General features: G+C 53.1%; 12 protein-coding genes. All 12 read left to right on the top strand.

Features of this window, described 5'->3' with window-relative positions; genetic code table 11:
* On the top strand, positions 1-207 hold a 207-nt coding region (locus HMPREF1250_RS12080), incomplete at its 5' end, for a hypothetical protein (protein WP_231391304.1).
* A gap of 126 nt (positions 208-333) precedes the next feature.
* A complete protein-coding gene (locus HMPREF1250_RS08330; RefSeq protein ID WP_036243075.1) occupies positions 334-1,251 on the top strand; it encodes a metal ABC transporter substrate-binding protein in 918 nt (305 codons plus the stop codon).
* 208 nt (positions 1,252-1,459) lie between these two features.
* A complete protein-coding gene (locus HMPREF1250_RS08325; protein WP_023054175.1) occupies positions 1,460-2,056 on the top strand; it encodes a peptidoglycan recognition family protein in 597 nt (198 codons plus the stop codon).
* A 168-nt stretch (positions 2,057-2,224) separates the two neighbouring features.
* Positions 2,225-3,493 carry a UDP-N-acetylglucosamine 1-carboxyvinyltransferase gene (murA, locus tag HMPREF1250_RS08320; RefSeq protein ID WP_023054192.1) on the top strand — a complete coding sequence of 423 codons (1,269 nt, stop codon included), beginning with the start codon at positions 2,225-2,227 and terminating at the stop codon, positions 3,491-3,493.
* A complete protein-coding gene (locus HMPREF1250_RS08315; protein ID WP_419177287.1) occupies positions 3,465-4,550 on the top strand; it encodes a rod shape-determining protein in 1,086 nt (361 codons plus the stop codon). Before murA ends, HMPREF1250_RS08315 begins: the two co-directional genes overlap by 29 nt.
* A gap of 11 nt (positions 4,551-4,561) precedes the next feature.
* A complete protein-coding gene (locus HMPREF1250_RS08310; RefSeq protein WP_023054205.1) occupies positions 4,562-4,855 on the top strand; it encodes a hypothetical protein in 294 nt (97 codons plus the stop codon).
* A 9-nt stretch (positions 4,856-4,864) separates the two neighbouring features.
* Positions 4,865-6,841, top strand: a complete 1,977-nt coding sequence (locus HMPREF1250_RS08305; protein WP_081696521.1) for a SpoIVB peptidase S55 domain-containing protein — start codon at positions 4,865-4,867, stop codon at positions 6,839-6,841.
* Positions 6,842-7,073: 232 nt separating this feature from the next.
* On the top strand, positions 7,074-7,838 hold the full coding sequence (locus tag HMPREF1250_RS08300) for an MlaE family ABC transporter permease (protein WP_023054157.1): 765 nt from the start codon (positions 7,074-7,076) through the stop codon (positions 7,836-7,838).
* An 8-nt stretch (positions 7,839-7,846) separates the two neighbouring features.
* On the top strand, positions 7,847-8,599 hold the full coding sequence (locus tag HMPREF1250_RS08295; protein WP_023054203.1) for an ABC transporter ATP-binding protein: 753 nt from the start codon (positions 7,847-7,849) through the stop codon (positions 8,597-8,599).
* The gene (locus HMPREF1250_RS08290; protein WP_023054213.1) at positions 8,596-9,831 is read left to right on the top strand and encodes an MlaD family protein; all 1,236 of its coding nucleotides are present in this window, start codon (positions 8,596-8,598) and stop codon (positions 9,829-9,831) included. Before HMPREF1250_RS08295 ends, HMPREF1250_RS08290 begins: the two co-directional genes overlap by 4 nt.
* Before the next feature lie 45 nt (positions 9,832-9,876).
* Positions 9,877-11,448 carry a TolC family protein gene (locus HMPREF1250_RS08285; protein WP_023054191.1) on the top strand — a complete coding sequence of 524 codons (1,572 nt, stop codon included), beginning with the start codon at positions 9,877-9,879 and terminating at the stop codon, positions 11,446-11,448.
* Positions 11,449-11,539: 91 nt separating this feature from the next.
* On the top strand, positions 11,540-15,826 hold the full coding sequence (locus HMPREF1250_RS08280; RefSeq protein ID WP_023054164.1) for a translocation/assembly module TamB domain-containing protein: 4,287 nt from the start codon (positions 11,540-11,542) through the stop codon (positions 15,824-15,826).
* The last annotated feature ends 10 nt before the right edge of the window (positions 15,827-15,836 follow it).

The raw sequence follows: 15,836 nt of genomic DNA, 5'->3' as shown, positions 1-15,836 counted from the left end.
GCAGCAAATGGCATGTTTTTATTGCCGTCGATAACGGCTATAGCCGGCGCAGTGCGCATAAAGATTGGAGTGCAAAGAGCTGATTATGATGATAAAGAGGCGCTTCCGGCAGTCTTGACGAGAAAGAATGCGCCGCACTTATTTGGGCATAGGGCAGGAAGAGAAATTAAGAATGATTTTTTAAAAGATACGGATCGCACAGGGTGACTAACGTCTGCATCCGGTATCAACAGCGTGTGTTTTTATTGACAGTGAAAGATGAATGTGATATTCTTTTTTAGTAAACGCGGATGGTTTGCATTTGCAATTTTAAAATGACAAAGGGAGATGATGATCTTGAAAAAATGGATCACGGCGCTGTTGGGAGCCGCATTAATGGTAACGATGCTGGCAGGTTGCGGCCAAGACGGTGCCAACGCGGATAAGGCCCAGTCGGGCGAAAAGCTGCAGGTAGCCGTAAGTTTTGACGCCGTAGGGGAATTTGTCAAAGCTGTCGGCAAAGATAAAGTGACGGTTAAGACGATTATTCCTGCCGGAACGGAACCCCATGAGTTTGAACCGACGACAAAAAGCCTGAAGGATATGGCCGGCGCCAAGGTGTTTGTGTATAACGGTTTGGGAATGGAAAGCTGGAAGGACAAAGCCGTCGAGGCGGCAGGCAACGATAAATTGATACAAGTCGACGCGTCCAAGGGCGTTCAGCCGATAGTCAATGAAGATGAAGAAGAAATCAAAGAACATGGGCAGTATGATCCTCACTGCTGGCTAAGCCTTTCCTGCGCGCAGATCGAAGTCCGCAATATTGCCGACGGATTGATCCAGGCGGACCCGAAAAATAAAGATTTTTATGAAAAAAATGCGCAAGAATATATGGCGCAGCTGAAAGCGTTGCAAGACGAATATGTAGGCAAGTTCCAACATGTGCAGAAGAAACAGTTTGTGACCGGTCATGCGGCGTTCGCCTATTTGTGCCGTGATTTCGGCTTGGAACAGAACAGCGTTGAAGATGTTTTTGCCGCAGGTGAGCCGAGTAGCCAGCAGTTGGCCGAATTGACCGATTATTGCCGCAGAAATCAGGTAACTACCATTTTTGCCGAAGACATGGTCAGCCCTGCCGTTTCCGAAACGCTGGCCAAGGAAGTCGGCGCTAAAGTGGAACCGATCGAAACGATGGAAAGCAATGAAAAGGGAGAGTCGTATTTGGATCGGATGAAAGAAAACTTGGAAAAGATTTATACCAGTTTAAAATAATCGATTTATTAAGGAGTTTTACGTAAAGAGAGTCCTGCGCAGTCGTTTTATGTGCCGGAATGCGGCCCGTACACGGCACGTTCAGGTGTCGCGGCGCTGCCGTAAACAGCGAAGAAACGAGGTTCACGAAGAGAGCGGATCCCAGGCGGAGCGGCTCTCTTTTGTTTGACCTGCTGCGACAGGAATTTGGAGAAGCGGGAGGGTCGATATGGGGCGAAGAGATTTTTTGAAAAGGACAGCGATGGTCTTGGCCGCTGTCATGGCATTCCCCCTGACAGCATCGGCAAAGGGAGGCACGGGGCGAAGACGCGTCAAAGCGCCGCCTGTCGTCAAAACCGAGTTGGCATTCAGCGAAAAGCTGATACGCCGCCGCATGACGTCAATGATCATCATCCACCACGCCGGCGGGCCGGATCGGGACGTCGGTGCCGCCGACATACATGCCTGGCATTTGGCGAACAAATGGGCCGGTGTCGGCTATCATTTCATCGTCAGGAAAGACGGCACGATCGAAGCCGGCAGACCCATGGATATGGTCGGCGCCCATTGCCTGGGCGCTAATGATGTCTCCGTCGGTATCTGCGCCGCCGGAAACTTTGAAACGGCGAAGCCTTCGGCGGCGCAGCTGCAGTCTGTCGCCAATTTAACGGCGTATCTTTGTGATCGCTATGATTTGGAACCGAGCCGGCGCACTATCGTCGGCCATCGCGATCTTTGCCGTACAGAATGCCCCGGTAATAATCTGTATGGGCGACTGCCGGCAATACGGCAGGGCGTCCGCCGGTTTTTTGCAGATATGCGTTGAAAACGAAATGAAGCGGGAACGGAATAGAAGAGCGGCCTTGTCAGCGAGGCCACTCTTTTCGTTTTATGCTATTTATGGTACAATAACTCAATAGCAAGATTTTTACGATCACTGCTAGTGTTGTGATGTGTTCATCTCATATATAAGCACCTTTAGGAGGCACGGAAGTTGGAGAAGCTTGTTGTTCATGGTGGTAAGCCGCTGCATGGGACGGTTCGCGTCAGCGGTGCGAAGAATGCTGTGTTGCCCATTATTGTCGCATCCATGTTGGGCGTGACGAAAAGTACATTAACGGAAATTCCCAAGTTGGATGATGTTCATACTGTTTGTGACGTCATCCATTCTTTAGGCGTAAAAATAGAAAATCCCTGTAAAGGAACGCTCGTCTTGGACGGCAGTAATTTGAACAATTCCGTTGCTCCATATGATCTGGTGCGCCGCATGCGCGCGTCTTTCCTGGTTATGGGGCCGTTGCTGGCGCGGCAACGGCACGCCAAAATATCTCTTCCCGGCGGCTGTTCCATCGGCGCTAGGCCGATCGATCTCCACTTAAAGGCTTTCGAAGCGATGGGAGCGGTCATTGATCTGGCCGACGGCGATATAGAAGCATCCGTTCCCGACGGCCTGAAGGGGGCGCAGATATATCTTGATTTTCCCAGTGTCGGCGCGACGGAAAACATCCTGATGGCGGCGTCTATGGCAGAAGGGCGGACCATTCTCGAGAATGCCGCCGAAGAGCCGGAAATCGTCGATTTGGCGACGTATTTGAACAGTATGGGCGCCAATATTCGCGGCGCCGGTACGAATGTGATCCGCATCGAAGGCGTAAAGGAGCTGCACGGCGCTTCTCATTCCGTTATCCCCGACCGCATTGAGGCCGGAACCTTTATGGTCGGTGCGGCCATGACGGGCGGCAACGTTTACGTGGAAAACGCCTTGTCGGAACATTTAAAGCCGTTAGTCGCCAAGTTGAAAGAAGCCGGCGCCACCGTTGAAGAAGAGATTGAAGGGATTCGCGTCATCGGCAGCAGCGATTTAAAGCCTGTCGATATCAAAACATTGCCTTATCCCGGTTTTCCGACGGATATGCAGGCCCAGTTTATGGCGTTGACGACGATTTGCAAAGGAACGAGTGTCGTCACGGAAACGGTTTTTGAAAACCGCTTCATGCATGTTGAAGAATTCAAACGTATGGGCGCCAAGATCCGCATCGAAGGGCGCAGCGCTATTGTCGAGGGCGTGCCCCACCTGCAGGGGGGACGCGTCAATGCGACAGATCTCCGCGCCGGTGCCGCCTTGGTCATGGCCGGACTCGTCGCTGAGGGGAAGACGGAAATCGGCTCACTCTATCATATTGACAGGGGTTATGACAATTTTGTGTTAAAATTGCAAAGGCTAGGTGCAGATATTGTCAGAATCAATAGCGACGAAGAATAAGAAAACTATACATGCCTTGTCGCCGTTGCGGTACTTGTCGCCTGCTTACTGGCTGGGAACGGACGTTGCCATCGATTTGGGGACGACAAATATTATCGTCTATGTAAAGAAACGCGGCGTTGTCGTCAATGAACCGTCCGTTATTGCCGTTGACACAACGGACTACCGGATTGTCGCCATCGGTCAGGAAGCCAAGGCGATGATCGGCAGATCGCCGCGCAATATTCGGGCCTATCATCCGCTGCAATACGGCGTCATTGCCGATTATGACGCAACGGAGTATATGCTGCGATATTATATCCGCAAGGCTATTGGCCGACAGCTTTTCTGCAAGCCGCGGATGATCATCTGCGTACCCTCGGGCGTTACTAATGTTGAACGCCGTGCCGTCATTGAAGCGGCTATTCAGGCGGGGGCCAGAAAGACTGTCGTCATGGAAGAGCCCCTGGCGGCGGCTCTCGGCGCCGGCCTTGATATTGCCGCTTCCAACGGCTCCATGGTGATCGATATGGGCGGCGGTACGACAGATGTGGCCGTTCTCAGTCTCAGCGGCATCGTTATCAGCGAGTCGCTGCGTATCGGCAGCCATACCTTTGATGAAGCGATCATCCATTATTTGGAAAAAATAAAGCATATTACAGTCGGCTACCATACGGCGGAAGAATTGAAGACGCTGATCGGCACGGCGTTGCCTGACGGCCGCAATCTGACGGCAGACGTGCGGGGCAGGAGTACGGAAACGGGTCTGCCCACGACTGTCGACATCGATTCACAGGAAATTCGCCTGGCCCTGCAGGAACCGATCGAACGGATTCTGCGGACAGTCGTATCCATTTTGGAAAAAACTCCGCCAGAACTGGCTGCCGACATTGCCGATCACGGCATTGTCCTGACTGGCGGCGGCATGCTCCTGGACGGGTTTGACCGGCTCATTTCCCGAACGACGGGGATGGCGGCATACCTCAGTGACGATCCGCTTTTGTGCGTCGTTAACGGCGCCGGCAAGGCCCTTTTGGAACTGGACCGGCTGAAGGACAGTTTTGAAGATTTACGATAGGAGGAAAAACAATGAAAAAAGAATATAAAGTATTGGCGGCGTTAGGGTTGGCAGGTTCTTTGTTCAGTGCGTCGGCGACGGCGGCCGATGTGCCGTATACATCCGTATTGAGTGGTAACGTCGTTTCCGTCACGCCTGTCGGTACAGCCGTTAAAGAAGGCGATGTTCTGGTGACGGTCGATTCCCTGGCAGGCCCCATGGCGGCGGCTCGCGCCAACGGCGACGGAACGGTGAAAAGCGTTCACGTGGCGGCAGGCGCTTCCGTCGAATCGGGCGCAGTTGTCGTCGTATTGGAAGAGAAATAAGCGGTGAACATGATGGGAAAACGGTTTCTTTCCGTATTGGCGGCTTGTGCGGCCGCCCTTTGCCTGAACGCTTTTTCAGCGCCCGGAACGGCAGCTGAAGAGTTCATGAATATACAAGACCTCGAACCGGGGATGACAGGCTATGCCAAGACCGTTGTTCACGGCAGGAAAATTGAGTCGTTTCCCGTAGAGATACTCGGTGTTATGAAGAACAGCGGGCCTTCGGGAGACCTGGTTCTGGCAAGGTTTTCCGGCGATTTGATGCAGGAAACCGGCGGGATCGCGCAGGGCATGAGCGGCAGTCCCGTGTACGTGAACGGCAAACTTGTCGGCGCCGTCGCTTACGGCTGGTCATTTACGAATTCCAAAGTCGGTATGATCACGCCGATTGCGGATATGGTGAAATTGTGGAATGTACCGACGAAGGAAGAAATCCGGCCTTTCAATGCGCGAGAAGCAGGACTGATACCGATAGCTACGCCGCTGATGGCTTCCGGGTTTGACGGGATTTCACTGGAGTGGATGAAGGGAAAGTTGGCGCAGTATCATTTCGTCCCCGTTAGTACGGCGACGGCTGCCGGCGATGAAACGGCGTGGCCCCTGGAGCCGGGCAGTTCCGTGGCGGCGGCTTTCGTCAACGGTGACATGAAGCTCGGCGCCATCGGCACCGTAACTTATGTTGACAGTGACCACATCGTCGCGTTCGGACACCCCTTTCTGAAGCGTGGCAGCATGGATTATTTCATGCATAATGCCTATATCTTTACGATCGTCAATAACCTGCAGAGTTCATTTAAATTAGGGTCCATCGGCTCGGAAGTCGGCTCGGTGCTGCAGGACCGCGGCGCCGGAATCGCCGGCGTCTGCAATCGGTTGGCGCCGGGTATCCCCGAATTCATTCGCGTACGGGACAACGACACCGATACGGAAAGTCTGCGGCACGTGAAACTCATTGAAGACAATGAACTGACGCCTGTCCTGGCGGCGACAACCGTATATAACACGGTGAATAAGACGATTGATCGCAACGGCGGCGGCACGGCGTCGCTGACGTATACGATCCGTTCCGCCGAAGGCAGGGACAAGGATATTACGCGTCACAATATGTATTATTCCGAAGATAACATTAATGAGAAAAGCATCGATGAATTATATACCGTATTGGATATACTGAAACACAATGAATTCATCGACTATCCCGTTCTGGACATAGACATGAAGGTCGATATTACGCAGGCCAGAAAATCGGCGCGTATTATTGACGCGACAGCCGGTCCCGTCGTCGTCAGTCCCGGTGATACGGTTTATTTCAAGGTGACGCTCCACCCTTTCCGCGGTGAAGACGAGATCAGGGAAATGACCTTTACCGTGCCGAAAGACCAGCCGAAAGGGGACATGATTCTGGAAATTCGCGGCGGCGGCGTCGTACCGTTGCCGTACCTGATCGAAAAACAGCGGTATAATCTGACGGACGAGATTATTGAACGGCTTCGCCATTACAAGAATTTTGCTGATTTGAAAAAGGAAATTGAAACGGAAGACGCCAATAACGACTTGGTTATCGAAATCCTCGAAAGAAACGTCAGCATGATCAATGACAATAAGAAGACCGCTCCGAAAGTAAAAATTCAGGGAAAAGAGCAGGGTGATGCAGCGAAAGATATGCTCAAGCCTCATAAACAGTTGCTAGGTGACGAAAAAGCCAAGGACGCCAAGGCGCGCCTGGCGACGCCGTATATCGTCAAGGGAGACGGGCAGCTGACGATCAAAGTCGTCGGCACGAAGGAACGGGACGCCATACTGAAGAAGAACCACAAACTGCAACAAGGCAAAGCCCTGATCAGTGAAGAGGAAAAGGCCGACGGAGAAATGCAGTCGGCTACTGCCGGTATTGCATCCGATGAAGCCGGCGACGATGCGGGCGGCGATAATTCCGACGCCAGGCGCAATGCCAGGCTGAAGACGATTTTTGATGCGGCTGAATAAAAAAAATCCTTTCTTTAGAAAGGAATTTTTTTGAAAAGAAAGGGAAAAAGAGCTTGAAAGGCTCCTTTTTAATTGATATTTATGCCCTGTCATGATATCATCTAACGTGAGGAAACTGAGGCTGGTATTTAAGTTTCCTCACAGTTTTCTAACAATTGACGCGCCTTGTTTTACAGGGTCCGCCAATAATGGTATAGTTAGGTGTATTAATATGTAATGAGGAGGCGTGTTCGTGCAGGTTTTACTGGAGAAAATAGGACGGTTTACGCTGCATGTTTTCGCGCAAGTAGGCGTTCTCACCATGCTTTTTGTGGAGACCTTGCGGCAGCTGCCGAAAATCCGGCGCTCGCTGACTGTCGCGCAAATGGCTCATTTAGGCGTCAATTCCCTGCCGATCGTCAGCCTGACCCTGCTGTTTGCAGGGATGGTCATGACGCTGCAGATCGTCGATATTCTGCTCCGCTACGGCGCCCAGTCGACGTTGGGCGGTATCATGTCCGTGGCCATGGGGCGCGAATTGGGACCGATACTGACCGGCGTTGTCGTAGCCGGACGGGTCGGTGCGGCTATGACGGCCGAAATCGGTACGATGAAGGTCACGGAGCAGATTGACGCGCTCCGTTGTATGGCGACGAATCCGATTTCCTATCTCGTCGTTCCCCGTTTTGCCGCTTGCGTGATCATGGTACCGATTCTTACTTTTTACGGGTATCTCATCGGTACGGGCGGCGGCTATGCCGTTGCTATCGTCAGTGCCGGATTGAGTCACTTTACCTATATTAATTCGATCGAATTATTCACCAAAGTCAGCGATATCGCTTTCGGCATGATCAAGGCCATGTTTTTCGGCGGCATTATTTCCCTCGTTGCCTGTTATGAGGGAATGCACGCCAGAAGCGGCGCCGAAGGGGTCGGAGAGGCGACGACGCGGTCTGTCGTGACGTCGATAATCTTTATTTTCATTTGCAATTATTTATTGTCCATTATTTTGTATTAGGAGAAGCTATGATACGTCTTCAGGATGTGACCGTCGCTTACGGCGAAAACGTCATCTTGAATCATATTGACCTGGACATTCGTGATGGCGAAACCCTGGCCATACTCGGCGCCAGCGGTTCCGGCAAGAGCACGATCCTGCGGCTCATCATCGGCCTGCAAAAACCGAACAGCGGTTCCGTGTGGATTGATGGGCAGGATATTACGTCCTATAATGAGGATGAGCTGGATAAGGTGCGGATGCGGATGGGCATGGTCTTTCAATATTCAGCCCTTTTCGATTCCCTGTCCGTCGGTGAGAACGTCGCCTTCGGGCTGCGGCAGCACCGCCGTTTGCCGGAAGCGGAAGTGCAGGCCGTGGTCAGGGAAAAGCTGCACCTCGTCGGGTTGGACGGCATTGAACAGATGATGCCGAACGATCTTTCCGGCGGCATGAAGAAGCGCGTCAGTCTGGCTCGGGCGATTGCCTTGGAGCCGCAGGTTATCCTGTATGACGAACCGACGGCGGGACTTGATCCGTTGCGTTGCCGGGATATTAACCAACTGATCGTCGATACGCAGCGGCACCTGCACACGACATCCGTCCTGGTCACACATGACATGGAGTCGGCTTTTTATGTGGCAGACCGGATGGCGCTGCTCGTTGACGGTACCTTCCGCTTGATCGCAGCGAAAGACGAATTTCAGCATACAAAGAACAGGGATGTACAACTGTTTATTCATGGCGGCGTACTTCCTGAAGAAGGAGAGAGAGCCATATGAATTGGAGTGCAGAAGCGAAAGTCGGCCTGGTCACTATCGTCGGCGTTTTGCTGTTTACCTTTGTCGTTGTTTCTCTGGCGCATACGGAGGTTTTCGGAAAACCGGGCTATCCGCTGCATATCCTGTTCAAGGATGCCAACGGGCTGCATCCGGGAAACTCCGTTCGCTATGTCGGCGTCAATGTCGGGAAAGTGGAGAGCGTGACGCCGTCGAAGGATGGTGTCGACGTCAGGATCAAGTTGAATAAGGGAACGGAAATTCCCCGCGATTCGAAAGCGTCGATTACGACGGACGGTCTTTTAGGGGAAAAGATCGTTTCCATCACAGCCGGTGAAGATCGTGAAAATCTGGCGGCAGAAGGCGACTATTTGAGCGGCAGTGATGCCAAGACTGTCAACGATATGATGAAGAGCGCCGATAAATTGCTGACTAACGTCAATCTGATGATGCGTAATGTCAATACGGTTATTGGCGATGAAAAGACGCAGGCCGCCATGCGCGGCTCTCTGCAGAATCTGGAAGCGCTGACAGGCAACGCCAACGGCATGATGGAAGCAAATGCCGGTAATGTGCAGCAAATGACGGCCAATATGGCCGCCATGACGACGGCGCTGAACGAGTCGGTGCAGCGTCTGGACGGTGACGGCTCCCTGTCCGATAATATGCGGGCCACTGTGGGGAATATCAAATCCATATCCGGCCGTTTTGAAAACATAGCCCGTTCCATGGAGAGTATTGCAACGGATCCGCAAAGCAGTGCCGATATCAAGACGACGCTCCGCAATACGGCGCAGATATCGGACAAGGTCAACCATTTTTTCGGCGGTAAAGGCGACATCAAAATGGACGGCGATGTGGGCCTGTTATATAACGATACGAAAAATGAAAGCCGTGGTCACGTAAATTTTAAGGTGTACCGCGGCAATACATTCGCTCTGCTGGGAGCTGAAAATATTGGCGGCGGTACGGGGCTGGATTTGCAATATGGGCGGCGAAGCCGTTTTTTTGACAGTCGTATCGGCCTGATCAACGGTGATCTCGGCGGCGGCTTGGATTTCTTTGTCGATAAACCGTTCCGCTTGTCTTTGGAAGGATATAATCCTGATGACTGGCGGTATCGGCTGAAAGCGCAGTTCCGCCTGACTTCGAATATGTATCTTTTCGGCCAGTTTACGCGGCCCATGGACCGCAGTGACGGCGGCAATTATTACGGTATCAATTATGTCTTTTAAACAAAGACGGTCAGTTATTATATAGAACATGTGGGGGGACCCTGAATGAACAAGCATTTGTATACACGTATTTTGACGGCAATGGTGATTACTTCCATCGGTGCGGCTGCATCTGCGGCGGCGCCCGTTCAGCCTGTCGCCTTGGAACAGTCGGTAACGGCCAATACGCAGGTTGCCGCCGGTCAGGCCGATCAAGCGGTGCGGCAGGCAGCGGCGGCGAAGCTCATTGCTGAGAGAAACGCCGATGTACCGCCTGCTTTACGGGAAGAACTGGCGCAAAAAATTCAGCAAGATATGCAGAAGCTGGCAGCCAAAGCGGCGAAGCAGAAAGAAGCCGATCCGGTCATCGTCGTAGGGCACGTAGCTTCGAACCAGGCTGTCGAATTGAACCTGCCGAAGACCGTGCAAATGGCTCTCGATTATAATCGCGATATCAAAATGGCGCATTATAGTTTGAAGTCGGCCGAATACGCCATTGATGAAGCCCGGGCCAGTAAAATGCCGCAACTGGATTATACATGGAGCAGCAGCCGTTCAGGCGGCGCATCGACCAATCCCGTTAATCAGTTTACCAACGGATTGTCCTTGACGCTTCCGCTCTACACAGGCGGCAAAGCGGAAGGGAATATTGCCGTTGCTCAATTGAGCAAGACTTCGGCGCAGGAAGAAATTCTGCGCGTCGAACAGGCGACAAAGCTGAATGCCATTTCCGCCTATTACGGTCTGCTGGCGTACGAAGAATTGCAGGACGTGTACGACGAATCGGTGACCAATTTACAGGGGCATGTTGATAACGTATCGGCCCGTTATAACGTAGGTACCGTTGCCAAGGTAGACGTGCTTTCCTCCGATGTGTCCCTGGCCAATGCCAAGACGGACGCCGTAACGGCTGCCAATAACGTGGCCAACGCCGAAGCCAGCTTGAATAATATTCTGGGGCTGCCGGTGCAGACTAAGTTGGTTTTGGCCGATCACCGCCTGCCCTTCAATGAATACACGATATCGCTGGAAGAGGCGATCGATTATGCCATGAAGTATCGTCCTGACGTATTGCAGGCCGGTTTGGCCGTGCAGGAAGCGGAAGAGGCGATCGGCATTGCCGAAGCCGGTCATCGTCCGACAGTCAGTATCGGCGCTTCCAACGGTTGGAAAGATACGTCCTTTCCCGGTTGGGATAATCGCGACTGGGCCATTACGGGCGGCGTTTCGTACAGCCTGTACGACGGCGGCGCTACGAACGCCAAGATCAAGGAAGCGAAGCAATCGTTGCTGACAGCAAGGGAAAATGAGCAAAAAGTGCGTGAATCCGTACAGCTTGAAGTGAAGAAAGCTTACTTGAATATCCGCAGCGCGGCGCAGAAAGTGGAAGCGACACAGACCGTTATCAATCAGGCTGAAGAAAACTTCAAGATTCAATCTGTCCGCTATCAGGCCGGCGTCGGCATCAATCTGGATGTCCTCGATGCGCAGCTCAGCCTGAATGAAGCGAGAACCAATAACATCCAGGCGTTGTATGATTATAATGTCGGAATCGCCACGTTGGAACAGGCTATGGGGGTAGATGTCCGTTCCGGCGTCGTCATTCCGTCCGGCACGATAAATACGGTTGTTCAGTAGCGGCAGGCATTGCCGCTCAACTACAGGGGGAGAGAATTGTGATGATGCAATTCTCTCTTTGTGTTGTCTTTACAGGCAGGAGAGGTAACGGATGAAACGACAATGGATCGTACCGGTCATAGCCGCCATATGCGTACTCTTTGTTGCGGCCTTTACAGCAGGGAGAGGGCTGTGGCTGCCTCAGGTGACCGCATTGGTGCAAAAAACTGCAAATGAAAGTATAAACGGTACGGTATCGTTTGCCGGCTTGGATGTTTCTCTTACCGGTCATGTCATCGTCCGGGAGCCTGTAGTGAAAGATCGGCAGGGACACATTACGGCGGAAGCGCAGTCTGTCGACATTACGCTGAATCCACTGCAGCTGCTGCGGCGCAGTCAAACGGCGGCGATCGTCGATACTGTCGACATCAACGGCGCCGTCGTCCATCTTTGGCAAAATGATCGGACTCAGGCGTGGAATATAGAATCGTTGGTTAAGCCGAACCGGGATCAGACCGATTCCGGTTTTCGCGGTACCGTTAACGTTCATGACGGAACCGTGCGCGTGCAGCTTCCCGATTATTCCGTTTTCATCGGCACGAAAATCGAGGGAGCCGTTTCCTTCAGCGATTATCCGGGCCTTGCTGCCGATGCGACGTTCCTGGCAGATGATCAAAAGATATCGCTGTCCGGGCACTATCGGTCGAAACGGCAGTTCGATCTGACCGTGAATGGGGAGGCCCTTGAACTGAAGAGGCTCATGCCTTTTATGCCGGCAACGATTGCCGTCAAGATCACGGCAGGCAGGGCGGAACGGATTCGGCTGCGTGCCGTGCAGAGTCATAACGGGTTGTCGTTGAGCGGGCAGGCCGATCTCAAGGACGGAGCGGCGCAGGCTTACGGCTGCGAACTGTCGGAACTGTCCGGACGGCTGCAGCTGGACGGACGCGACGTTATTCTGAAACAGCTTACAGGCGCTGTTAACGGTCAGTCCGTTACCGTCGGCGGCGTCATCAAAACGGATACGGGCGCGCCTGTCTTCAATCTGGATATTACGGCGCCGCAGCTCTCGGCAGATGCCTTTCGCAGTTTTTTGGCCGATTTGCCGTTAAGCGGTACGGCCGGGTTTACGGGAACCGTTTGGGGAACAGTCGATAACTTGCGTTTAGAGGGAAATGTGACGCTGCATGACGCTTCTTATGACGGCCTTTTGATTGAACATGCCGGCGCCGTTGTCCGGTATGACGGACAGCGCGGCAGTCTGGATGATCTGCACGCTGCCGTAGCCGGCGGAACGGTCAGCGGCAGCGGCACATATGACAAAGAAACGGGCGCTGTCGCAGTGACGGCGCATGCCGATTCCGTCGATTTGAGCCGAATCCCGCAGCTTCCGGTTTCCTTGCTCGGCGTCGTCTCCGGTGACGTGACTCTTGCCGGCAACCTTAACGATTTGCCGGGCTTGACTGCCAGGGGATCCCTATCGGCCGGGGCGTTGTCGTACGACGGCATAGAAGTCGATTCGGCAGCAGGTGATGTTTTTTATCAAGATGGCGTTATTACGTTGCAAAACGGTACGGCTGCCGTCGGCGACGGCGTCATTCATGCAGATGGCGCTTATCATCTGGCGAACGGTGACGGAGCCGCTTCCTTTACGGCGGAGAAGGTTCCTTTAGCCATTTTCGCTTCTTATTTGGGAACGCCGCTGAGCGGCACCGTTTCGGCGGCAGGGCATATTTCCGGCAGCGAACCTCGTTGGGACGTTGTCTTTACGGCGTCTTCCGGTGAGGCGGCGGGAATGCCCTTTGATAGGCTTGAAGGTTCTTTACTGGGGACGGGAACTGCCGTTACGATTCCGCAAGTAGCGTGGTATTATCAGGACGGCAGTCATCAAGCGTCCGGTACGGCGGATCTTGGCAGCCGGCGCCTTGACCTTACGGTACAGACGAAGCACATGCGTCTCGAACGGCTTCTGCCGGCTATCGGCAAAGCGGATCTGCCGCTTACCGGCTGGCTCGATAATACGCTGACCGTCAGCGGTACCGTTGATGACCCGCAGGTCGCGGGGGCGGTGGAACTGACCGACGGTTCGGCAGCAGGTTTTCTGTATCAGCAGGTACGCGCCGATTATCGTTACGCCAACGGGGTACTTCTGGTTCAGAACGGGATGATTTCCGCTTACGATGCCGTACTGAACGTGGCTGGATCGATCGGCGACGCGCTGGATATCCGGATTTCGGGAAATAACCTGGACGTATCGCGGCTCATGCCGCAAGAGGGACCCAAACGGTCAGGGATTCTTGCGGTCGAAGGGCACATCGGCGGTACGCCTGCTGCTCCTGTAGGTTCGGGCACGATTCGTGCCGACCGGTTGGTCATCAACGATATACCCATTACGGATGTGAGCGGCGATATCGGCTATTTCGGCGGAATTCTGCGTTTGACAAATTTCCATTTTAAACAAAATAACGGTGTTTATGAAGCCAATCTCAGCCATAATCCCGCTACCGGCTGGATCATGGCAAGAGCTTCCGTAACGGGCGGTGAACTGGCCGACCTGATCGGTCTGACCACGTTGCCGTTGACGAAGGTCAGCGGTAAATTAGACGGCAAGATAGCGCTCGACGGAACTGTCGACGCGCCGCAGGTCAAGGTTACGGGAACGATCAGCGGCGGCGTCATGGACGGGTATGCCGTCGCTCCCGCCGATATCAATGTCACCTACGCGGATGATACGCTGCAGATCAATGCGCTGACCCTTTCCGTCAGCGGCGGCGGTTTATTGGCCGCCAGAGGAACGTACGCTATGCATGGCCCCGTTTCCATGCAGATAGCCGGTAAGAATTTTCCGTCCCGTATTTTATTGGATGTCTTGGGAAAAGATACTGTTCCCGTCGATACAACGCTCGATTTTGCCGTTGTGCTCAGCGGTACGGGCGACGCTCCCGATGCCGATATTTCGGCACTTTTGCAAGGCGGTACGATCAACGGCATTTCCTTTACGGAAGCGGCGGGACTGATGAACGTCAAAAACGGCGTGATCGATCTTCACCAGGCCTATATTGCGCGGGACCCGTATCGTGTCAGCGCCTCCGGAAAGATTCCCTTGGCGGCGATCAAAGGGGACGGCGCCGATCAATCTGTCGATTTGAATATTAAATTGGATCATGCCGGCTTGGATGCATTGACCTTTTTGACGCCGTTAGTCGAGACTGCCGACGGACCGATGGAAGGGCAGCTGCATTTGACGGGTAATCTTCTTGCACCGCAAATTAACGGGGCCGTTACGGTTAAAAACGGTTCGGTGAAAATCAAGGGCGTGGCGGATCCCCTGGAAAATATAAGTGCCGATATTCTTTTTAACGGAACGACGGCGACCGTTTCCAGCCACGGTACGATGGACAAGAGCGGAAAGGCCGACAAGGGATTTTATGACCTGAAAGGCCAGGTCGGTTGGGACGGTCCGGTTTTGACGAAGTACGAAGGAACGCTGCTGTTCAATCAGCTTCAGTTGGACAGCGATTATTATAAAGGGCCCCTTAACGGTGAATTGTCGATTACAGCGGGCGAAGCTTTGCCGAAGTTAAGCGGTACCGTTACGGTGGAAAATACGAAACTGGATATTCCGCTGAATTTCGCGTCGGGAAACAGCGCCGTCGACATGGAACTCGATCTTTCCGTCACGGCCGGAAAGAATGTCCGTTTCTATCATTCCGGCTTGTATGACCTGTTAGTTGACGGTTCCGTTCATTTCGGCGGGACATTGTCGAATCCCGTTCCGTCCGGGCATTTTGACGTGCAGAGGGGGAACATCCATTGCTTGGATACGGATTTCCGTTTGACCAAAGGCCGCGCCGAATTTACGCAAGAAGGAACGTTGTTGCCGTACATCAATGTCGAAGCTTTCAGCCGCGTCAGTCACTATCGGATCTTTCTGACCCTGCGCGGCATGGCCGACGCCATGGACCTGATTTTGCGGTCCGATCCGCCGCTGACCAAGCAGCAGATCATCTCCTTGATTACGTTGCATAACGGCAACGGTCATAACAGCTCTTTGGACAAAGAAGATCTGTCGGGCCTGCTGGGAACGGGGCTGCGTATGACGCTGAACAGTCTGGGAATTACGGAGGGATTGAAAAACGCCCTCAAGCTGGATATGCTTACGGTTACGACAGGGTCGCTGGATCTTAACGAGAAGAATGCAAAAGTCGGTGAAAATTATTACAATATTGAAATGGGAAAATACTTATTTAACGATTTCATGATAACTGCGGCTTTCGGCTTGAATCATAATGACAACCGTGTCGGTTTGCAGTATGATTTAGGGAGCATGTTCAGTATCAATGCCTGGAAGTCTGAAGATAACGCTTTTATCGGCGGTATGTACCGCTACACGTTTTAACTGGGAGGCC

The sequence above is a fragment of the Megasphaera vaginalis (ex Srinivasan et al. 2021) genome, assembly GCF_000478965.1.
In the GTDB taxonomy this organism is placed as follows: Bacteria; Bacillota; Negativicutes; order Veillonellales; family Megasphaeraceae; genus Megasphaera; species Megasphaera vaginalis.
This window is presented reverse-complemented; position numbering and strand designations above follow the sequence as displayed.